The organism is Microvirga alba, assembly GCF_015694465.1.
Classification (GTDB): domain Bacteria; phylum Pseudomonadota; class Alphaproteobacteria; order Rhizobiales; family Beijerinckiaceae; genus Microvirga; species Microvirga alba.
In genome coordinates this window covers 910,082-929,657 of sequence record NZ_JADQDO010000001.1, presented here as the reverse complement: position 1 = coordinate 929,657, position 19,576 = coordinate 910,082, and the positions used below count along the sequence as shown (strand labels likewise).

The 19,576-nt window shown below is 62.8% G+C and carries 20 protein-coding genes; 1 reads left to right on the top strand and 19 read right to left on the bottom strand.

The genetic code is table 11. The features are described from left to right. Nucleotides 1-12: 12 nt before the first annotated feature. From I2H38_RS04195 to eno, 13 genes are all read right to left on the bottom strand, one after another. Nucleotides 13-1,344: a dicarboxylate/amino acid:cation symporter gene (locus I2H38_RS04195; RefSeq protein WP_196270519.1), complete on the bottom strand. Its 1,332-nt coding sequence runs from the start codon at nucleotides 1,342-1,344 to the stop codon at nucleotides 13-15. A gap of 249 nt (nucleotides 1,345-1,593) precedes the next feature. Further along, nucleotides 1,594-2,010: a GFA family protein gene (locus tag I2H38_RS04190; RefSeq protein WP_196270518.1), complete on the bottom strand. Its 417-nt coding sequence runs from the start codon at nucleotides 2,008-2,010 to the stop codon at nucleotides 1,594-1,596. Between the two features lie 46 nt (nucleotides 2,011-2,056). After that, a complete protein-coding gene (locus I2H38_RS04185; RefSeq protein ID WP_196270517.1) occupies nucleotides 2,057-2,521 on the bottom strand; it encodes an SRPBCC family protein in 465 nt (154 codons plus the stop codon). Nucleotides 2,522-2,523: 2 nt separating this feature from the next. Continuing rightward, nucleotides 2,524-2,838 carry an ArsR/SmtB family transcription factor gene (locus tag I2H38_RS04180; protein ID WP_196270516.1) on the bottom strand — a complete coding sequence of 105 codons (315 nt, stop codon included), beginning with the start codon at nucleotides 2,836-2,838 and terminating at the stop codon, nucleotides 2,524-2,526. Between the two features lie 617 nt (nucleotides 2,839-3,455). Further along, nucleotides 3,456-4,892: a dihydrolipoyl dehydrogenase gene (lpdA, locus tag I2H38_RS04175; protein WP_196270515.1), complete on the bottom strand. Its 1,437-nt coding sequence runs from the start codon at nucleotides 4,890-4,892 to the stop codon at nucleotides 3,456-3,458. A 178-nt stretch (nucleotides 4,893-5,070) separates the two neighbouring features. Beyond that, nucleotides 5,071-5,451: a tautomerase family protein gene (locus tag I2H38_RS04170; protein WP_196270514.1), complete on the bottom strand. Its 381-nt coding sequence runs from the start codon at nucleotides 5,449-5,451 to the stop codon at nucleotides 5,071-5,073. A gap of 145 nt (nucleotides 5,452-5,596) precedes the next feature. Then, on the bottom strand, nucleotides 5,597-6,949 hold the full coding sequence (locus I2H38_RS04165; RefSeq protein WP_196270513.1) for a pyruvate dehydrogenase complex dihydrolipoamide acetyltransferase: 1,353 nt from the start codon (nucleotides 6,947-6,949) through the stop codon (nucleotides 5,597-5,599). A gap of 25 nt (nucleotides 6,950-6,974) precedes the next feature. After that, the gene (locus I2H38_RS04160) at nucleotides 6,975-7,271 is read right to left on the bottom strand and encodes a DUF5076 domain-containing protein (protein ID WP_196270512.1); all 297 of its coding nucleotides are present in this window, start codon (nucleotides 7,269-7,271) and stop codon (nucleotides 6,975-6,977) included. 3 nt (nucleotides 7,272-7,274) lie between these two features. Then, the gene (locus I2H38_RS04155) at nucleotides 7,275-8,663 is read right to left on the bottom strand and encodes a pyruvate dehydrogenase complex E1 component subunit beta (RefSeq protein ID WP_196270511.1); all 1,389 of its coding nucleotides are present in this window, start codon (nucleotides 8,661-8,663) and stop codon (nucleotides 7,275-7,277) included. 56 nt (nucleotides 8,664-8,719) lie between these two features. Then, entirely contained in the window at nucleotides 8,720-9,781 is a 1,062-nt protein-coding gene (gene pdhA / locus I2H38_RS04150) for a pyruvate dehydrogenase (acetyl-transferring) E1 component subunit alpha (RefSeq protein WP_196270510.1), read from the bottom strand. Nucleotides 9,782-9,952: 171 nt separating this feature from the next. Further along, entirely contained in the window at nucleotides 9,953-10,267 is a 315-nt protein-coding gene (locus I2H38_RS04145) for an FtsB family cell division protein (protein ID WP_196270509.1), read from the bottom strand. A gap of 89 nt (nucleotides 10,268-10,356) precedes the next feature. Then, nucleotides 10,357-10,914, bottom strand: coding sequence for an Hsp20/alpha crystallin family protein (locus I2H38_RS04140; RefSeq protein WP_196270508.1), 558 nt, complete (start codon nucleotides 10,912-10,914; stop codon nucleotides 10,357-10,359). Nucleotides 10,915-11,427: 513 nt separating this feature from the next. Further along, nucleotides 11,428-12,711 carry a phosphopyruvate hydratase gene (gene eno / locus I2H38_RS04135; protein ID WP_196270507.1) on the bottom strand — a complete coding sequence of 428 codons (1,284 nt, stop codon included), beginning with the start codon at nucleotides 12,709-12,711 and terminating at the stop codon, nucleotides 11,428-11,430. A 130-nt stretch (nucleotides 12,712-12,841) separates the two neighbouring features. On the opposite strand from eno, the gene queF reads away from it, so the two are divergent. After that, complete coding sequence (queF, locus tag I2H38_RS04130) at nucleotides 12,842-13,294, top strand: preQ(1) synthase (protein ID WP_407664012.1); 453 nt, start codon at nucleotides 12,842-12,844, stop codon at nucleotides 13,292-13,294. Here queF and I2H38_RS04125 read toward each other — a convergent pair. From I2H38_RS04125 to secG, 6 genes are all read right to left on the bottom strand, one after another. After that, nucleotides 13,276-14,448: an MFS transporter gene (locus I2H38_RS04125; protein ID WP_196270506.1), complete on the bottom strand. Its 1,173-nt coding sequence runs from the start codon at nucleotides 14,446-14,448 to the stop codon at nucleotides 13,276-13,278. The two genes, queF and I2H38_RS04125, sit on opposite strands and share 19 nt — an antisense overlap. Before the next feature lie 265 nt (nucleotides 14,449-14,713). After that, the gene (kdsA, locus tag I2H38_RS04120) at nucleotides 14,714-15,553 is read right to left on the bottom strand and encodes a 3-deoxy-8-phosphooctulonate synthase (protein ID WP_196270505.1); all 840 of its coding nucleotides are present in this window, start codon (nucleotides 15,551-15,553) and stop codon (nucleotides 14,714-14,716) included. A gap of 225 nt (nucleotides 15,554-15,778) precedes the next feature. Beyond that, a complete protein-coding gene (locus I2H38_RS04115) occupies nucleotides 15,779-16,180 on the bottom strand; it encodes a DUF350 domain-containing protein (RefSeq protein WP_196270504.1) in 402 nt (133 codons plus the stop codon). Between the two features lie 42 nt (nucleotides 16,181-16,222). Continuing rightward, nucleotides 16,223-17,086, bottom strand: a complete 864-nt coding sequence (locus I2H38_RS04110; protein WP_196270503.1) for a VOC family protein — start codon at nucleotides 17,084-17,086, stop codon at nucleotides 16,223-16,225. Between the two features lie 118 nt (nucleotides 17,087-17,204). Beyond that, nucleotides 17,205-18,833 carry a CTP synthase gene (locus I2H38_RS04105; RefSeq protein WP_196270502.1) on the bottom strand — a complete coding sequence of 543 codons (1,629 nt, stop codon included), beginning with the start codon at nucleotides 18,831-18,833 and terminating at the stop codon, nucleotides 17,205-17,207. Between the two features lie 107 nt (nucleotides 18,834-18,940). Further along, the gene (gene secG / locus I2H38_RS04100; RefSeq protein ID WP_196270501.1) at nucleotides 18,941-19,357 is read right to left on the bottom strand and encodes a preprotein translocase subunit SecG; all 417 of its coding nucleotides are present in this window, start codon (nucleotides 19,355-19,357) and stop codon (nucleotides 18,941-18,943) included. Between the last annotated feature and the right edge of the window lie 219 nt (nucleotides 19,358-19,576).

Here is a 19,576-nt window from a genome sequence, read left to right as displayed (position 1 = left end):
CAGGGAAAAGCTCTAATCCGTCGTGACCGCCGTTTCGATGTCGGACGTGTCGATCCGCCGGTTGAGGCCGGCTGTGAGCTTGTCCCGATCAAGCTCGCCTTCCCACGCCGACACGACGATGGTCGCGACCCCGTTGCCGATGATGTTCGTCAGCGCGCGGACCTCGCTCATGAACTTGTCAATACCCAGAACGATGGCCATGCCGGGCACAAGCGCAGGATTGACCACCGCGAGCGTCGCCGCGAGCGTGATGAAACCCGCGCCTGTCACGCCGCTGGCCCCTTTCGAGGTCAGCAGCGCCACCACCAAGATCGTCGTCTGCTGGCCGAAGGTCAGATCGAAGCCCAGCGCCTGCGCGATGAACAGGGTGGCGAGCGTCATATAGATGTTCGTCCCGTCGAGATTGAAGGAATAGCCTGTCGGCACGACCAGGCCCACCACCGACTTCGAGCAACCGAGCCGCTCCAGTTTTTCCATCAACTGGGGCAGCGCGCTCTCGGACGAACTCGTTCCGAGAACGATCAGGAGTTCGTCTTTGATGTAGGCCAGGAACTTGAAGATGCTGAAGCCCGCGATGCGAGCGATGGTCCCGAGGACGACGACGACGAACAGGGCCGCCGTCGCGTAGAAGGTCGCGATCAGCCCCACGAGATTGCCGAGCGCCTGGGGTCCGAACCGGCCGATGGTGTAGGCCATCGCACCGAAAGCGCCGACCGGGGCGGCTTTCATCACGATGGCGATGACGCCGAACATCCCATGGGCGACCTCGTCGATGACCTTGCGGACAAAGGCTGCGCGCTCGCCGAGAGCGAGAAGCGCGAACCCGAAGAGGATGGCGAACAGGAGGACCTGAAGGATGTCGCCCTGCGCGAACGCGCCGACGACGCTGTCCGGGATGATGTGCAGGAGAAAGTCGACCGGTTTCTGCTCGCTCGCCTGTTTCGCGTAAGTCGCGACGGCGGTGGCGTCGGGCGTCCCGGTGAAACCTGCGCCCGGCTTCACGATGTTGCCGACGAGAAGGCCGATGATGAGCGCAAAGGTCGAGACGACTTCGAAATAAACCAGCGCCTTGACGCCAACGCGTCCCACCTTCTTGGCATCCTGAATGTGCGCGATGCCGGACACCACGGTGCAGAAGATGATCGGCGCAATGACCATCTTGATCAGCTTGATGAAGCCCTCTCCGAGCGCCCTGATCCAGTCGTTCTTGGCGAAAGTCGGAAACAGCCAGCCGATGGCAGCGCCGAGAACGATGGCGATCAGGACCTGGACATAGAGCACCTTGTACCAGGGCTTTTTGGGTCTCGAGGCCCCGACATCGCCGCCAATGGTGACGCTTGTCATCGCACTCTCCTCGTGAAGCGGTCATGGCTCACGATCAAGTCTCGCCCTCGGGCCTGTCATGTTTGAGGCACGGAAGCGCTATGAGACAACAATATAGCACCGTTTGGGTGGATTTTCTCGAAATTGCCACCCAAATCAGGTCATCCAGACAATCTCATTTCCAAGACCCAGGCTCAGGACCTATTGATCCTGCAGCACGTCGCCCCCCCACGAACATTGTCGGCGGTTTCGTATTGCTCCCAGCCGAACTTATCCGGGCGGCATTCGATCGAATTTCTGCAATGAGGAATCGATCGTATCCCACGCATTGCCGCGGATGCTGTATGTGACCATCTGCGGATTGAATTGGCTTGGGTCGTCAAGGCTGGTCGCGTGGACCGCTATCAGTTCCGGCGTTGCGGCGAATGTCAGGTAGACCGGCGTTCCACAGGTCGGGCAGAAGGCGTGGACCTTTTCGTTCCCGCTGTCGCCCGCGACCCGCCAGTTTTTCGCGTCCCCCGTAATGGTCACATCGGCTCGCTGGGGGAAGGTCAGATAGGACCCATGCCCCGTGCCACTTCGTTTCTGGCAATCGCGGCATTGGCAGTGGATCTCGACGATGGGTTCGCTGCTCGTTTCATAACGGATCGCGCCGCACGCACATCCGCCGGTATAGGGCTTGGTCATTGTCTTTCCTCCCGCTGACAGACCTCTTAATTGGCACCGCTAGGGCTCAGGCCGATTTCGGCTTGGCGAAAAGGTCAATGCCGCGGCCGGTTTCCAAGAAAGATTTCAGGCTGGAGAGCACGGCCGGCCAACCTTTTTTGATGCCGTTCGCCATCCCGCTGCCGGCTTCGAGCTCGTCATGGGTGACGGTCAGCCGGACCATGTTCTCGTATTCCTCGATCTCGAACGTCACCCGGCTGTAGGCTGCCGGATCGGAGGCTTGCGAGGCGTTCGCCCAGGTGATGACGAGACGGGTCGGCGGCGAGACCTCAATGACCCTGCCGACGAGTTCGACAGTCCGCTCATCATTGGCTCGGATATGTTCCCATTTCGATCCGGGATTCCAGTCGGAGACGTTCTCGTGGCCCCAGTAGCGCCTTGCGACGTCCGGTCTCGTGATGGCCTCGAACACCTTTTCCGGCGTCGAGAGAACATAGGTCACGTAAACAAAACTGGTCGTCTCTTTGGTCATCGTTACCCTCCTTCGAGTTCTTTCTTCAGATCGTGCAGCAGGCTGAGCCGCTGACGTTCGAATTTCCGCACCCACCGTTCGTAGACCTCGTGGAGCGGCACGGGATTGATGAAATGGAGCTTTTCCCGGCCACGCCTCACCGTGCTCACCAGATTGGCCTCCTCCAATATCCCGAGGTGCTGCGTGGCGGATTGCCGGGCCATGTCCAGGTTTTCGCAAAGCTCGCCGAGCGTCTGCCCGTTCTTTTCACAAAGAAGGTCAAGCAGTTTTCTGCGTGTCGGGTCGCCCAGCGCTTTGAAAACCTTGTCGGCGTGCATCGGTCCCTCTCGTATGTGAGAACATAATATGCAGGCGAATACCTGCATGTCAAATGACAGCTAAGCCCCCACCTTGAGGGTTCCGTTTTCGCGCAAGCCGTGATTCAGGGTAGGAAGACCTGTCCCAAGTCAGATCATGACCGGACCAACGAAGCCCAAGTCGAACGTATCAAGCGTAGTTTCCGCGACACATGGCCGGCCGCGTGTCGAGGACCGGCGCGCCATCAGCGGGTAACCCATGTCACCCGGAATAGCCTGAGATGGCGGGATGCTCAGGCCGCTACGGCCCCGTCGAAGACGCTCGACAACCGCTTCATCCGCCGGAGCAAGGCGGGCGTCTTCAATCGAACTTTCGCCACGCTCGCCGCCGCACAGCAGGCAGCTTGATTAGATCGTGTCGGCCGGACAAAAGGCGGCCCGAACTCCGAGCTGCATGCGGTTTGCGACGCCGAGGGCAAGCCTTTGATCTTGTTGCTCACCAAAGGCCAGCCCCGACCATGTTACCGTCCCTGCAGGACGCCGACGGATCGCGACCGGACAGGACCGTTGGCGCTCACGCCTTCATGAGCGCCATCGCAATCGCAGCAGCCATCATCTTCTGGCTATGAGTCCTGAGCCTAGATGTGGATCGCCCGTCCATAGGCATCCATGACGCTCTCATGCATCATCTCGGACAGCGTCGGATGCGGGAAGACGGCGTGGATCAGTTCTTCCTCGGTGGTCTCCAGGTTCATGGCGATCACGAAACCCTGGATCAGCTCGGTCACTTCCGCGCCGATCATGTGCGCGCCGAGCAATTGGCCGGTCTTCTTGTCGAAGATGGTCTTCACGAGGCCGTCCGGCTCGCCGAGAGCGATGGCCTTGCCATTGCCGAGGAAGGGGAAGCGGCCGACGCGGATGTCGTAGCCCGCTTCCTTCGCCTTGGCCTCGGTGAGCCCAACGGAAGCGATCTGCGGGTTGCAATAGGTGCAGCCGGGGATCTTGAGCTTGTCCATGGCGTGGGTGTGGAGACCCTTGATGGTCTCGACGCAGATCACGCCCTCATGCTCGGCCTTGTGCGCCAGCATGGGCGGGCCCGCCACGTCGCCAATGGCATAGAGGCCGGGCACGTTGGTGCGTCCGAGCCCATCCGTGACGATGGTGCCGCGATCCATCTTCACCCCGAGCTTTTCGAGGCCGAGATTTTCCACGTTGCCGACGACGCCGACCGCCGAAATCATCCGCTCGGCGGTGATGTCCTGCGTGCCCTTGCCGTCGTCGATGGTGGCGGTGACGGAGTTCGCGCCCTTCGCGACCTTGGTCACCTTCGCACCGGTGATAATCTTGATGCCCTGCTTTTCGAAGCGCTTGCGGGCAAGGCCTGCAATCTCCGCATCTTCCACGGGCAGGATCTGCGGCAGCACTTCGACCACCGTCACCTCCGCACCCATGGTGCGGTAGAACGAGGCGAACTCGATGCCGATGGCACCGGAGCCCATGACCAGGACCGACTTCGGCATGGTGGGCGGCACCATCGCTTCGAAGTAGGTCCAGATCAGCTTGCCGTCCGGCTCGATGCCCGGCAGCACGCGCGGACGCGCGCCGGTCGCGACGATGATGTGCTTGGCGGCATAAGTGCCGGCCGGAAGCGTGCCGCGCGGGGCCGGGTTCTGCGGCTGCATCGCGGCCTTCTTCGGCGCGGCGACGACGACCTCGCCGGGCTTCGTCAGCGTCGCCTCGCCCCAGATCACGTCGACCTTGTTCTTCTTGAGAAGACCGCCAACGCCCATGTTGAGACGGCCCGAGACGCCGCGCGAGCGCTGCACGATGGCCGCCGCATCGAAGCCGATCTTTTCGGCCGAGAGCCCGTAATCCTTGGCGTGCTCCATGTAATGGTAGATTTCCGCCGAGCGCAGCAGCGCCTTCGTGGGAATGCAGCCCCAGTTCAGACAGATGCCACCCAGGTGCTCGCGCTCCACGACAGCGGTCTTGAACCCAAGCTGCGCGGCGCGGATCGCCGCCACATACCCGCCCGGCCCGCCGCCGATGACGATGATGTCGTATTGGTCTGCCATGGTGGTTTCCCCACTCGTCATCCCGGTCGAGCACAGCGAGTACCGGGATCGCTATCAGAAAATGGAGCTTGTCTCGTCAAGCGATCCCGGCTCTGCGCTGGCGCTTCGGCCGGGATGACGCCCTCTCAAACAAGCATTCTACGGCTCTCGACCGCAGCTTGATCAGCAACGCATTATTTCAGGCGTACTGCGCAAGGCCGTGACCGAAGGACCAGTTTTCCTTCTCGACTTCGAGAAGGTTGATGAAGACATCTTCAGGCCGCAAGCCGGGGCGCTCGGTCAGCACCTCGGCGATGCGCTTGAAGAGCGCTTTTTTCTGTTCGACGCTGCGCGTGTTGCTCACCGTGACCTGAATGATCACGAGATCGTCGCTGCGCGCGATGTCGAGATAGGTCGCGCCATAGAAGAAGCCGTCCGCATCGTGCTCGCTAACGACCATAAAAAGATCGTCCTCGGGCACGTTGAACGTCTCGCGCAGGGCGAGATAGATGCCATCGACAATCGCCTTGCGGTACTCCGGCGACTTGCCTTTTCTCAGCGAGATCCGGGTCAATGGCATCAGCTTCTTCCCCCGACATTCCCAGTAAGGAGGCTCGAAGGGTCTTACAGCCCCGAACTTCCTCACTCTCCCAATCTTTCACCCCGTCGAACCACCCCCACCCTAGCCCTCCCCGCAAGGGGGAGGGAAAAGGTGCAGTGATTCCTTAAACCAGCATCCCCATCGGGTTCTCGATCAGCCCCTTGAACGCCGCCAAGAGTTCCGCGCCGAGCGCCCCGTCCACCACGCGGTGGTCGCAGGAGAGCGTGACGGTCATGGCTTGCACGATGGCGGGGGCGTTGTTCTTCACCACGACGCGCTGCTCGCCCGCGCCGACGGCGAGGATCGTGCCGTGCGGCGGGTTGATGACGGCCTGGAAGTCCTTGATGCCGAACATGCCGAGGTTGGAAACCGCCGTCGTGCCGCCGGTGTATTCTTCCGGCTTCAGGCGACGGTTGCGGGCGCGGGCCGCGAGGTCCTTCATCTCGGCGGAGATGGCAGTAAGGGTCTTGGTATCCGCTTTGCGGATCAACGGCGTGAACAGGCCGCCTTCGACGGCAACCGCCACACCCACATCCGAATGCTTGAAGCGAAGAATCCGGTCATCCGCCCACACGGCGTTGGCGTTCGGCACGCGCTGGAGCGCGACGGCCAGAGCCTTGATGACAAAATCGTTCACCGAGAGCTTGTAGGCGGGCTTGCCGTCCTTGTCCTTCGGTGCAGCCGAATTGATCTGCTCGCGAATGGCCATGAGCGCGTCGAGTTCGCAGTCGAGCGCCAGATAGAAATGCGGCACCGTTTGCTTCGACTCGACAAGGCGCTTGGCGATGGTCTTGCGCATGCCGTCGAGGGGGATTTCCTCGTATGATCCCGGCTCGAACATGGCCTTGACCTGATCGGCGGAAGCGCTTGCCGCCAGCGGCGCGGCGGCGGTCGGAGCGGCTGCGGGCGCAGCAGCGGGAGCGCGCTTCGCACCACCACCGGCAGCAGCGGCACGCACGTCCTTCTCGACGACGCGGCCATGGGGGCCGGAGCCCTGAATGGCGGAAAGATCGATGCCCGCGTCCTTCGCGATGCGCTTGGCGAGCGGCGAGGCGAACACGCGAGCGCCCTGCCCGGCAGCCGCGCCGTTCGGCTTCGCGGCAGGAGCCGGAGCACTCGGGGCAGCTTGAGGCGCGGGAGCAGCGGGAGCTTCAGCCTTCGGCGCGGGCGCAGCGGCGGGAGCCGGCGCGGGAGCGGCAGTGCCGCCCGAGGCCGCGACCGATTTCGGATCCTCGCCCTCGCCTGCGATCAGCGCGATGAGCTGGTTCACGGGCACGTCGGCGGAGCCTTCCGGCACCACGATCTTGGCGAGGACGCCCTCGTCCACAGCCTCGACTTCCATGGTGGCCTTGTCGGTTTCGATCTCGGCGATGACGTCGCCGGACTTGATCGTGTCGCCTTCCTTCTTCAACCACTTGGCAAGGTTGCCCTTTTCCATGGTCGGCGAGAGGGCGGGCATCAGGACATTGATGGGCATGGCGTTTTGATCCTGAGCGAGTGTTTTAGTTGAGCGATTGGGACGTGCTGGGATCGGAGGGATCTTCCAGCTCGGTCTGGATGCCTGCGATGATCTCGGCCAGGGCCTCTTCCTCGGAGAGGTCGGTTTCCATGGCATAGACGCGCGCGGCGTGATGGGCGAGGTCCACGAGGAGCACGCCCCAGGTGAACGGATCGTCGAAGGCGCGGCGCAGCGCGATGCTCACCGCCCCCTCGACCACCGAAGCCCGAAGGATCTCGACGCCGCCCTTTTCGAGGGCGTCAGGTGGTACGTTCAGCGCTTCGAATTTCCGTTCAGCCATGGATCACCGATAGGTCACGGCCTTCACGGCCTGCACGACTTCGCCGACATTCGGCAAAGCGAGCTTTTCGAGGTTCGCGGCGTAGGGCATCGGAACGTCCTTGCCCGTGACGCGGAGAACCGGCGCATCGAGATAGTCGAAGGCCTTCTCCATGATCCGCGCGACGATTTCAGCGCCAACACCGGATTGCGGATAGCCCTCTTCCACCGTGATGCAGCGGCCCGTCTTCATGACCGAGGCGACGATGGTGTCCGTATCCATCGGGCGGATGGTGCGAAGATCGACGATCTCAACGTCGATGCCTTCCTTCTCCAGCTCCTGCGCGGCCTTGATAGCGTAGGTCATACCCATGCCGAAGGAGACGATGGTGACGTCCTTGCCCTGGCGATGGATGCGCGCCTTGCCGATCGGAAGCGTGAAGTCATCCAGCACCGGCACCGGGAACGACTGACCGTAGAGGATCTCGTTCTCGAGGAAGATGATCGGGTTCGGATCGCGGATCGCGCTCTTGAGCAGACCCTTCGCGTCGGCGGCGGAGTAAGGCGCCACGACCTTGAGGCCGGGAATGGCGGAATACCACGCCGCGAAATCCTGGCTGTGCTGCGCGGCCACGCGAGCCGCAGCGCCGTTCGGGCCACGGAACACGATTGGCGCGCCGAGCTGGCCGCCGGACATGTAGAGGGTCTTGGCCGCCGAGTTGATGATCTGGTCAATCGCCTGCATGGCGAAGTTGAAGGTCATGAACTCGACGATGGGGCGCAGGCCGGTGAACGCCGCGCCGACGCCGATGCCGGCGAAGCCGTGCTCGGTGATCGGCGTATCGACGACGCGCTTCGCGCCGAACTCCTGCAGGAGCCCCTGCGTGACCTTGTAGGCGCCCTGGTACTCGGCAACCTCTTCGCCCATGACGAAGACATTCCCGTCGCGGCGCATCTCTTCCGCCATCGCGTCGCGAAGCGCTTCGCGCACGGTCATGTTGACCATTTCGGTGCCGGCCGGGACTTCCGTGCCCGCGTCATAGGCCACCTGTGGTGCTGCGGGAGCGGCAGGGACGGTCGCCGGAGCAGCTTCGCTCGCGACTGGCGCGGCTGCGGGCAGAGCGACAAGGTCCGGCATCTTCGCGCTCGCGACGGCGGAGGCGAGATCCTCGCCCACGTCGGCCAGAACCGCGATGGGGGTGTTGACGGCCACATTGTCGGTGCCGTCGCCGACCAGGATCTTGGCGAGAACGCCTTCATCCACGGCTTCGACTTCCATCGTCGCCTTGTCGGTTTCGATTTCGGCCAGCACGTCACCGGGCTTGACCTTATCGCCTTCTTTTTTCAGCCACTTGGCCAATTTGCCCTGCTCCATCGTCGGGGAGAGAGCGGGCATGAGAATATCGATCGCCATGGAAGACTCGTTTATCCAGTTATGCTTTCAGCGAATTCTTCAGAGCGCGAACGCGCTTAGAGCAGAATGTCGGTGTAAAGCTCTGACGGATCGGGCTCCGGATCGTGCGTGGCGAACTCGGCCGCCTCGTTGACGATCTCGCGCACCTTGCCGTCGATCACCTTCAGCTCGTCTTCCGACAGCTTCCAGCTTTCCAGGAGACGGCGGCGCACCTGCTCGATGGGATCGTGCTCCTCGCGCATGCGGGTCACTTCGTCCTTCGTGCGATATTTCGCCGGATCGGACATGGAGTGGCCGCGATAGCGATAGGTCTGCATCTCGAGGATGTACGGGCCCTTGCCGGAGCGCGCGTGTTCGACAGCGCGCTGGCCAGCCGCGTAAACCGCGCGCACGTCCATGCCGTCGACCTGCTCGCCGGGGATGTTGAAGGACACGCCGCGCTTCGAGAAATCGGTCTGCGCCGAGGCGCGGCTCACCGCCGTACCCATGGCGTAACGGTTGTTCTCGATCACGTACACGACCGGCAGCTTCCACAGCTCCGCCATGTTGAAGCTCTCGTAGACCTGGCCCTGGTTGGCCGCGCCGTCGCCGAAATAGGTCAGGCAGACATTGCCGTTGTCGCGATAGCGGTTCGCGAAGGCGATGCCGGTGCCGAGCGACACCTGCGCGCCGACGATGCCGTGGCCGCCGTAGAAATGCTTCTCCTTCGAGAACATGTGCATCGAGCCGCCCTTGCCTTTCGACAAGCCGCCGCGACGCCCGGTGAGTTCGGCCATGACGCCCTTCGCGTCCATGCCGCAGGCCAGCATGTGGCCGTGGTCACGATAACCGGTGATCACCTGATCGCCCGGCTTCGTCGCCATCTGCATGCCGACGACGACCGCTTCCTGACCGATATAGAGATGGCAGAAACCTCCGATGAGGCCCATGCCATACATCTGGCCGGACTTCTCTTCGAAGCGGCGGATCAGAAGCATCTCGTTGTAAGCAGCCAGATCCTGGCTCTTGTCGAATTGCGGGGTATTGGGGACGGCCTTACGTGCCGATCCTTTATTGGCAGTGGACTTGTTAGCCGCGCTGGAACCAGCGCGACCCGCCTTGCGGGCAGCAACAGCCATCGGGTCCTCCGAAGGGTTTCCTCGACGAAAGTTGTAGCGCAGACGGAATCGGAAATCGAGAGGGGGAACAATGTGTTTTCACGGCACAGTGAACACCACAAGTTATTGATTTACATAATCTATTTCGAATTAACTTGATTTCAGTTAAGTGGAAATTTTGAGCAGTTACGCTTATTGGCCCATAATGATGACGAGATCGTTGCGGTGCACACGTCCCAACATGATCCGGGCGCGCTCCTCCAACAAATCACGATCGATCTGATCATTCCGGAGCAATGCGATGCGGCGCTCCCAATCGGCACGCTCGGTCTTCACGGCGTCGAGTTCGCGTGTGAGGCCCGCGGCTTGCGCCTCGAACTGCTCGCGCGCCTCGATGCCGCGCGCGCCGCTATGGGCGTGATGAACGAAATAACCCACCACGCCCGCTGAAACACTGTAGACCAGCAGCGGGATCAGAATTTTGCGGGCGCGTCTGCGAACAACCATGGCCCGACTCATAACGCCGCCATGGTTAAAGAGCCGTTAGGACCTTCCGCAACGGTGATACGCGGCGCGCAGGATCGGAACCGCCGCCGTCAGCTGCTTTGTTTGCTGCTTGAGGTGTCTTTTCCGCTACCGGCGCTGCTGGCCGCCTCAACCTGAATGCGATGCGTGCGCTCCTCTTCCTTGCTCTTGGGCAAGCTCACCATGAGGACGCCATTCTCGAACTTCGCCTTCACCTGATCCGGTTTGATGGAATACGGCAGCCGGAGAGACCGCTGGAACGTCCCAAAGGACCGTTCCACGAAGTGGAAGTCCTCTTTGTCTTCCTTACGCTCGAATTTCTTCTCGGCACGGATGGTCAGCATATCGCCGTCCAGGCTGACATCGATGTCCTTTTCCGTCACGCCCGGCAACTCGGCGGAAATCCGCATCTCCTGTTCGGTCTCGCTGACATTGATCTTCGGCATCAGCATCACGCCGGCCGTTGACGCCTCCGGCATCGCGAGGAGCCCACCTCCGCCTCCGCCGCCACGCAGCACATCATCGAACAGCCGATTCATCTCGCGGTGCAACGACATGAACGGGTCCTGCCCGAAGCTCATTTCCATCGGCAGGCCAAAGCGATAGGGGGATAAAGGATTGCGGGCCATGACGTTCTCCGTGATCGGTCGAGCGCCTCTCGCCAGCGCTCACCCTCTCAACGCGTCATCACCCTCACGGTTTCTTGAGAATTGGGGCACTTACGGGCCGCCCCGAGCGCCTTCCCTCTCCCGTGGGGGGATCGAGGGTAGAGGTCGGAAAGTGGGAACGTTCCCTCGGCGGTCGAGCGATGCGCTTCATAGAGTGAACTTTTCGACAGAGCACTCACCCCGTCGAACCACCCCCACCCTGACCCTCCCCGCAAGGGGGAGGGAAAAAGCGCACACGCAAAAAGAAGGTCGGGAGCGACCCTCCCCCCGTCATTCCGGGGCGAGCGTTGCGAGAGCCCGGAACCCATAGCCGCCGACGTTCCAGGATCGACCGCATCGGCGACCGTTGCTCATCGTTTTGTGAGACGAGCGGCTCTGGGTTCCGGGCTCCGCTGCGCGACCCCGGAATGACGGGCGGGCGTTGTGGCCGGGACAAGCCCGGCCATCTTTTCGATTTTATTGAGCCGCCTTGCCTTACGCCAGCGCCTTCAGCGCGCTGCGGCCGGCGTAGATGGCCTGCGAACCGAGCTCTTCCTCGATGCGGATGAGCTGGTTGTACTTGGCTAACCGGTCGGAGCGAGCCAGCGAGCCGGTCTTGATCTGTCCGCAATTCGTGGCGACCGCGAGATCGGCGATGGTCGAATCCTCGGTTTCGCCGGAGCGGTGGGACATGACGGCGGTGTAGCCGGCGCGCTGCGCCATATCGACGGCGGCGAGCGTCTCGGTGAGCGAGCCGATCTGGTTCACCTTCACGAGCAGCGAATTGGCGACGCCCATCTTGATGCCCTGCGACAGGCGGTTCACGTTGGTCACGAAGAGATCGTCACCGACGAGCTGGACCTTGGAGCCGATGAGATCGGTCACGGCCTTCCAGCCCTCCCAATCGTCCTCCGACATGCCGTCCTCGATGGTGGCGATGGGATAGGCGGCAGCGAGCTTCGCGAGGTATTCGGCCTGCTGCATCGGCGTCAGCTTTTTGCCTTCGCCTTCATAGACATAAGCGCCGTTCTTGAAGAATTCGGTTGCGGCACAATCGAGGCCGATCACCATGTCCTGGCCGGGCTTGTAGCCGGCCTGCTCGATGGACTTCATGATGAAATCGAGAGCGGCTTCGGCGCTCGGCAGGTTCGGGGCGAAACCGCCCTCGTCGCCGACATTGGTGTTGTGACCGGCGTCCTTCAAGGCCTTCTTGAGGGTGTGGAACACCTCAGCGCCCATGCGGACGGCTTCCGACAGGGTCGGCGCGCCGACCGGCATGATCATGAATTCCTGGAAATCGATGGGGTTGTCCGCGTGCGCGCCGCCATTGATGATGTTCATCATCGGCACCGGCAGAACCCGGGCCTGCGTGCCGCCGACATAACGGTAGAGCGGCAGCGTGGTCGCCTCGGCGGCGGCCTTGGCGACCGCCAGCGACACACCGAGAATGGCATTCGCGCCGAGACGGGCCTTGTTCGGCGTGCCGTCGAGTTCGATCATCTCTTCGTCGATGGCGGTCTGATCTTCCGCGTCCATGCCGCCGATGGCGTCGAGAATCTCGTTGTTCACCGCATCGACGGCCTTCAGCACGCCCTTGCCGAGATATTTCGACTTATCACCGTCGCGCAGCTCGACTGCCTCGTGAGCGCCGGTCGAAGCGCCGGAGGGCACCGCAGCACGGCCCATGGAGCCGTCTTCCAGGGTCACATCCACCTCGACGGTGGGGTTGCCACGGCTATCCAGGATCTGGCGGGCGTGAATGTCGATAATCGCGGTCATAGGGGAAGGCTCCTGAAGGCTGAAAAGCGACCGGTGCGGCCTCAAGTCGTTCTCGTGGCTTATTGACCGAAAAGCGCAGGTGGGCAAGGACGATGGAGGCTTTCATCACAATCATTCAAGGCGAATTGCAGTGACGGACACTCACCTCCAGCTCGGCCACGCCAGCGCCCTGCCCCAATCCCCCGACGACGCGAAGCTCGACCGGGTGCCGAACCCGCACGCTGACACCGATTACGTGGCGCGCTTCACCGTTCCCGAATTCACCTCGCTCTGCCCTGTCACCGGCCAGCCGGATTTTGCGATTTTGGTGATCGACTACGTGCCCGGCCCATGGCTCGTCGAGTCGAAGTCGCTGAAGCTCTACATGCACAGCTTCCGCAACCACGGCGCGTTCCATGAGGATTGCACGGTGGCCATCGGCAAGCGGCTCGCGGAGTTGCTGGAGCCGCGATACCTGCGCATCGGCGGCTATTGGTATCCGCGCGGGGGCATCCCCATCGATGTGTTCTGGCAAACCGGTGAGATGCCCAAAAGCCTGTGGCTCCCCGATCAGGGCGTCGCGCCCTATCGCGCCCGCACCTGAACCGCCGGCCGCCTCAGGACCATGGAGGCGGTCAGGCCAACGCCGAGGATCACCAGAGCGGCCGTCGCGGTCGAGGCCATCAGGCCAACATTGCGCAGGCCGAAGCCCATGATCACGACCCCGAGCGCCTGACCGCAGAAGAATGAGAAGGCGTGCAAGGCAACCGCCGAGGCGCGGGCATGAGGCGCGACCTCCGTCACCTGGGTCTGGAAGGTGTTGTGCAGCATGTAGAAGCCTAAGCCCATAGCCAGCATGGCAGCGGCATCGAGCGTCCAGTCGCCGCCAAAACCCATCGTGACGAGCGCGGCGGCCGCGAACATGCCGCCTCCGGCCAAAATGCGGGGGATGCCGAGATGCCGGAGCATCCAGCCCACAAGCACCGAATAGACCAGGCCGCCGATGGCAAAACCGCCGATGGCAAAACCCGCCTGCGCGGCCCCGCCCCCGCCACGTTCTTCGAGCAACGGCGCGACGTAGGGAAAGATGCCGAAGATCGCGATGGCCTCGATGAAGACGAAACTGAACAGCGCCAGCGCGCGCGGGTTCGAGAGAATGTCTCGATAGCGGAGAGCCGCGCTCCGCGCGTCGAACCTGCCGCCAGCCTTGGCGCCCCGGAAACCGATGATGGTGGCGGCCAGGGCACACGCCATCATGAGGGTGGAGAGGACGAAGACGCCACGCCAGCCGATCATCTCCGCCAGCAATCCGGCAAGAGACGACCCGGCGAGCTGGCCGACGATGACCGCCACGAGATAACGGCTGAGCGCCACCTGTCGCCGGGCCACATCCACTCGGTCGCCGATGAGCGCAATGGACAGCGGCACCGCGCCTCCGGCTGCCGCTCCCGCGACAATGCGCAGACCAAACAGCGTCTGCGCATCGGGCGCGAGGAAGGAACAGGCGAGCGCCACGAACAGGATCGACAGCGCCACCTTCATGACCCGCTCCTTGCCGAGCGCATCGCCAATCGGCCCGAGGATCGGCTGGATGAAGGCGTAAGGCAGTGTGAAGGCGGCGGAGAGAAGCGCGATCGTCTGAGGATCGGTATGAAGGTCTCGGGCGATCACCCCGACCATCGGCTCCACAGCTCGGGAGGAGAAAGTCCCCGCGAAACCGCTCGTGCCGAGGATCAGGATGAGATTGCGAGGGGACATGGCGCTCTATTCTTCGAGGCCCGAAAGCGGGACGTCTCGCTCCATATCATGGCCTCGCTTGGGGGAGAGCGGCGGGAACGCAAGCCTGCCCCCTCCTTACAGCATGGCCTGACGCCTGCCCACCCACCGCAGTCATTCCGGGGCGAGCGCAGGGAGAGCCCCGAACGCGCCGGGTCTCGTTGCGGGTTTTCCGGCGACCTTGGCGGGTATGGGTTCCGGGCTCCGCTGCGCGGCCCCGGAATGACAGTGCGTGGCGCCGCGCTGCTTATCCCTTCGCCAGCGCGTCGAATGCCTTGAGCTGAGCCAAAAGCCCTTCAAGCTCCTTCAGCGGCACCATGTTGGGACCGTCGGACGGAGCCTTGTCCGGATCCTGATGTGTCTCGATGAAGACCCCGGCAACGCCCACGGCAACCGCAGCGCGGGCGAGGACCGGCACGAACTCGCGCTGTCCGCCCGTGGTTGTCCCCTTTCCGCCCGGCTGCTGCACCGAGTGGGTGGCGTCGAAAATCACCGGCGCGCCGGTCTCGGCCATGATCGGCAGGGAGCGCATGTCGGAGACGAGGGTGTTGTAGCCGAAGGATGCGCCGCGCTCGGTGAGCATGACGTTCGGATTGCCCGCGCCCGTCACCTTGGCCACGACATTGGCCATGTCCCAGGGGGCCAGGAACTGGCCCTTTTTCACATTCACGACCCGCCCGGTCTTGGCGGCGGCAACCAGAAGGTCGGTCTGGCGGCAGAGGAAGGCCGGGATCTGCAAGATGTCCACCACCTCGCCGACGATGGCGCATTGCTCGTTCTCGTGCACGTCCGTGATGACCGGAAGCCCGAGCTTTTCCTTCACCTCGGCGAAAACCGAGAGCGCCTTGTCGAGGCCGATGCCGCGCCCGCTGGAGAGCGAGGTCCGGTTCGCCTTGTCGAAGGATGACTTATAAACGAGCCCCATGCCGAGCCTCGTCGTAATTTCCTTAAGCGCCGAGGCCATTTCAAGCGCGTGATCGCGGCTCTCCATGGCGCAGGGCCCGGCGATGATGCTGAGCGGGAGGTGATTGCCGAAGCGGACGGAGCCAGCCTCGACGATGGCGGAGCGGTGCTTTTGATCGGTCATGGTCGTGACCTAGCCTGTTTGGAGCCGGAGGCAAAGAGGGAAGGATGAGCCCTGACCTCCCCCGTCATTCCGGGGCGAGCGTTAGCGAGAGGCCGGAACCCACAAACGCTATGTGTCAGAGCGGAGCGCAAGGCCTCCCGCCTTATCCAGTCGCCGCAGCGGCTATGGGTTCCGGGCTCCGCTGCGCGGCCCCGGAATGACGGGTAGCGGATGTCCTCCCGCGCCTCAGAACGTCATGGCCGCAGCGTTGATGATGCCCGCCGACAGCGAGGCCGCGCCGAGGAAAAGGGCCGCACCCATCTCGCCCGAGGCGATGCGCTGGGACAGGTTCGGCATCACGATGCGAACGAGCCAATAGACGAGGATCTGGACTGCCAGGGCCACCAGCCCCCAGACAAGGCAATCGACGATGGTCTGCGCATGCACGATGGCGCTGGCGAGCGGTAGGGCGAACCCGACGAGGCTGAAGCCGAGCGCAGTCGCCGCCGAGATCACGTTCTGGCGGATCAGGGCGAACTCGTTGTGCATCGTCGCGAGGGTGTAAACGGTGAGGTAGAGCGCCACGAGCACGATGGCGATGCCGAAAAAGACAAGGAAGCTGGGCAAACCAGCCAGTGATGCAGCCATAATCCATTCCCCCAGGAAGCGCTTTTTGATTCGCGAGCGATCTTACGTCGCCTCGAACGCAATCGCGACGCCGAAAGCGGCACTCGCTGGGACAATAAGCCTGCTGCCTATATCCTGATACGGAACCTCGGCCGCCTCGAGCCACCTCGCCTGCCGCACGATGTCCTCGACGCGGATCGAAAAGGCCACGAAACACGGTTGGTCCAGATCGAGCTCGATGGAGCCATAGACGACGCAGGCATCGTCCGGGTTCAGCACGTCCACATGGCCCTGCGCGAGGCGGAACGACAGATCGTGATCGGCAGGCCTGGCCGGATCGACGCCCGTAAACGCCGTGAGGAAATCCTCATGCCGCTCCGGCTTTGTCGAAACGAGGGCGACGGATGCAATATCGATGGCCTTGTTGTCGTGGCGCTGAAACTCGGCGTTCCAGAAATTCTCGGGAAAATGCTGCTCGCAGACGAAAAAGCCGGCACCGGCCGCACCTTCGTCGCGGGCAAAGGCGAGTGTGAAGGCCACATGGACCGGCGCGCCATCCGGGCGACGCCCACGGCGCTCGAAGAAGAAAGGTTCAAATGCGCCGATTCCCTCTTTGGAGAACAAGGCCGCATCCGCCTTCGCATCCGCGCTGTCGAGCACCAGCATCGCCAGACCTTCGCGACGCTTGAGATAGTCCCGGACGAACGCGCCGAAGCTGAAGGTATTGGGCCCGTGGGGAGCAATCTCGGCTCCCTCGCCGACCGTGATCAGCTCGATGAAGGAAGAGCGGAGCTGAACGATCCGGTTCTCGGTGCCCCAGGGATGGCGGTTGCGCGAACCGACATGGAAGCCGAGCCGCTGATAGAGCGCGGCAGCCTTATCGAGATCATGGACGGCGATGACGAGGTGATCGATGCGGCGGGTCATGAGGCACCTTTGATTGTTGTTGTTTGTAGAGCCGAGCGTCCACGTTTCCCTTCAGAAGAGCCTTAGAAATGCAAATGGCCGGGTCAAGCCCGGCCACTCACGCAAGAAGACGAATTCGTCAGACCAAGCGGCTTTGTTCCACTGCCGCATGGATGAAGCTCTTGAAGAGCGGATGCGGATCGAAGGGACGCGACTTCAGTTCCGGATGGTACTGAACGCCGATGAACCACGGATGGTCCACATATTCCACGATCTCGGGCAGCACGCCGTCCGGGGAGACGCCCGAGAAGCGCAGACCCTTTTCCTCCAACCGCGCCCGGTAGGTCATGTTGACCTCATAGCGGTGACGGTGGCGCTCGGAGATTTCGGTGCCGCCATAGATCTCGGCGACCTTGCTGTCCGGCGCGAGCGACGCCTGATAAGCCCCGAGGCGCATGGTGCCGCCCAGATCGCCGCCGGAAGCGCGCTTTTCAAGCTCGTTGCCGCGCAGCCATTCCGTCAGAAGGCCGACGACCGGCTCCGAGGTCGGGCCGAATTCGGTGGAGCTGGCGCCCTTGACGCCGGCAAGCGACCGACAGGCTTCAATGACGGCCATCTGCATGCCGAAGCAGATGCCGAAATACGGAACCTTGCGCTCGCGTGCGAAGCGAGCGGCACGGATTTTACCTTCCGCGCCGCGCTGGCCGAAGCCGCCGGGAACGAGAATGCCGTGAATGCCTTCCAGGAACGGGGCCGGGTCTTCGCGCTCGAAGATCTCGCTCTCGATCCAGTTCAGGTTGACCTTCACCTGATTGGCGATGCCGCCGTGATGAAGCGCCTCGATCAGCGACTTATAGGCATCCTTGAGGCCGGTATATTTTCCGACGATGGCGATGTTGACCTCGCCCTCGGGGTTGTGAACCCGCTCGGAGATATTGGTCCAACGGCTCAGCGTCGGGCCCTGGGCATGGTCGATGCCGAAAGCCGCCAGCACTTCGCTATCGAGTCCGGCTTCATGATAGGCCAGCGGCACGTCGTAGATGGAGGGCGCGTCGCGCGCCTCGATGACCGCCGTCTCGCGCACGTTGCAGAACAGGGCGAGCTTGCGCCGCTCGTCCTTCGGGATCTCGCGATCCGTGCGGCACAGCAGAATGTCGGGCTGAATGCCGATGGAGCGCAGTTCCGCGACGGAGTGCTGGGTCGGCTTGGTCTTCAGTTCGCCAGCCGACGGGATGAACGGCAGAAGCGTCAAATGGACATAGATCGCCTGTCCGCGCGGCAGATCGTTGCCGAGCTGGCGGATCGCCTCGAAGAACGGCAGACCTTCGATGTCGCCCACCGTGCCGCCGATCTCGACGAGGACGAAATCGAATCCCTCGTTGCCGGTCAGCACGAAGTCCTTGATGGCGTTCGTGACATGCGGAATCACCTGGATCGTCGCGCCGAGGTAATCGCCCCGCCGCTCCTTGGTGATGATGTCGAGATAAATCCGCCCGGTCGTGATGTTGTCGGCCTTGGTGGCCGGAACGCCGGTGAAGCGCTCGTAATGGCCCAGATCCAGGTCGGTCTCGGCGCCGTCGTCGGTCACGAAGACCTCGCCGTGCTGGTAGGGACTCATCGTCCCCGGATCGACGTTGAGATATGGGTCGAGCTTGCGAAGCCTGACCTTGTAGCCGCGAGCCTGGAGAAGCGCTCCGAGGGCGGCCGAAGCCAATCCCTTGCCGAGCGAAGACACCACGCCGCCGGTGATGAATACGTACCGCGTCATGGACCCCTATCCAAAAATAAGGAGTGCCGATTCGCAATGACGAATCGAGCCACTCGATGACTATCCACAAAAAGAGAGGGCCGGAAGGACCGGCCCTGATCTTCAGCTTACTGAGACTGAGGCACTTGCGGCGCTGTCGGCGCTGTCGCTGGAGAGCTTGGGGCCGGATTGGCCGGCTGTTCGCCCTGGAGCCGCTGCAGCTGCTCGAGCACATTGCCGCCCTGCGCACCTGCCGGAGCTTGCTGACCTGCCGGAGCCGCGCCGTCGAGAATCGAACGCGGCGCAGAGCCGCGGCTCGCCATGATGGAGAGAGCAAGGCTCGTCAGGAAGAACAGAGCCGCCAGCACCGCAGTCGCGCGGGTGAGCGCGTTCGCCTGGCCGCGCCCGGTCATAAAGCCGGAAACGCCTCCGCCTCCCCCGCCGCCGCCGAGGCCCATGCCGCCGCCCTCTGAGCGTTGCAGGAGAACCACGCCGATCAGCGCAAGGACGATGATCAGGTGAACAATGATGAGAACTGTTTGCATCGATCCCAAAACCTCAAGCGGCCGCGCCGGAATGGCGTCAGCCGCTCGCATTTCTTCAGTTAGGCGCGCTGTAGCATAGGTGTGTGCGGGATCAAAGACCTGCAAGCACCCTTTTGGCCCGGAGTTTCGAACAATCCCACCCCGTCATTCCGGGGCGGCTCAGAGAGCCTAGCCCGGAACCCATAACCGCTGGCGTGGCGGAAATAAGACGCGATGGAC

Excerpts from the sequence above, each read along its gene's own strand:
- I2H38_RS04195 (WP_196270519.1), bottom strand. The coding sequence starts at position 1,344 with ATGACAAGCGTCACCATTGGCGGCGATGTCGGGGCCTCGAGACCCAAA.
- I2H38_RS04190 (WP_196270518.1), bottom strand. The coding sequence starts at position 2,010 with ATGACCAAGCCCTATACCGGCGGATGTGCGTGCGGCGCGATCCGTTAT.
- I2H38_RS04185 (WP_196270517.1), bottom strand. The coding sequence starts at position 2,521 with ATGACCAAAGAGACGACCAGTTTTGTTTACGTGACCTATGTTCTCTCG.
- I2H38_RS04180 (WP_196270516.1), bottom strand. The coding sequence starts at position 2,838 with ATGCACGCCGACAAGGTTTTCAAAGCGCTGGGCGACCCGACACGCAGA.
- lpdA (WP_196270515.1), bottom strand. The coding sequence starts at position 4,892 with ATGGCAGACCAATACGACATCATCGTCATCGGCGGCGGGCCGGGCGGG.
- I2H38_RS04170 (WP_196270514.1), bottom strand. The coding sequence starts at position 5,451 with ATGCCATTGACCCGGATCTCGCTGAGAAAAGGCAAGTCGCCGGAGTAC.
- I2H38_RS04165 (WP_196270513.1), bottom strand. The coding sequence starts at position 6,949 with ATGCCCATCAATGTCCTGATGCCCGCCCTCTCGCCGACCATGGAAAAG.
- I2H38_RS04160 (WP_196270512.1), bottom strand. The coding sequence starts at position 7,271 with ATGGCTGAACGGAAATTCGAAGCGCTGAACGTACCACCTGACGCCCTC.
- I2H38_RS04155 (WP_196270511.1), bottom strand. The coding sequence starts at position 8,663 with ATGGCGATCGATATTCTCATGCCCGCTCTCTCCCCGACGATGGAGCAG.
- pdhA (WP_196270510.1), bottom strand. The coding sequence starts at position 9,781 with ATGGCTGTTGCTGCCCGCAAGGCGGGTCGCGCTGGTTCCAGCGCGGCT.
- I2H38_RS04145 (WP_196270509.1), bottom strand. The coding sequence starts at position 10,267 with ATGGTTGTTCGCAGACGCGCCCGCAAAATTCTGATCCCGCTGCTGGTC.
- I2H38_RS04140 (WP_196270508.1), bottom strand. The coding sequence starts at position 10,914 with ATGGCCCGCAATCCTTTATCCCCCTATCGCTTTGGCCTGCCGATGGAA.
- eno (WP_196270507.1), bottom strand. The coding sequence starts at position 12,711 with ATGACCGCGATTATCGACATTCACGCCCGCCAGATCCTGGATAGCCGT.
- I2H38_RS04125 (WP_196270506.1), bottom strand. The coding sequence starts at position 14,448 with ATGTCCCCTCGCAATCTCATCCTGATCCTCGGCACGAGCGGTTTCGCG.
- kdsA (WP_196270505.1), bottom strand. The coding sequence starts at position 15,553 with ATGACCGATCAAAAGCACCGCTCCGCCATCGTCGAGGCTGGCTCCGTC.
- I2H38_RS04115 (WP_196270504.1), bottom strand. The coding sequence starts at position 16,180 with ATGGCTGCATCACTGGCTGGTTTGCCCAGCTTCCTTGTCTTTTTCGGC.
- I2H38_RS04110 (WP_196270503.1), bottom strand. The coding sequence starts at position 17,086 with ATGACCCGCCGCATCGATCACCTCGTCATCGCCGTCCATGATCTCGAT.
- I2H38_RS04105 (WP_196270502.1), bottom strand. The coding sequence starts at position 18,833 with ATGACGCGGTACGTATTCATCACCGGCGGCGTGGTGTCTTCGCTCGGC.
- secG (WP_196270501.1), bottom strand. The coding sequence starts at position 19,357 with ATGCAAACAGTTCTCATCATTGTTCACCTGATCATCGTCCTTGCGCTG.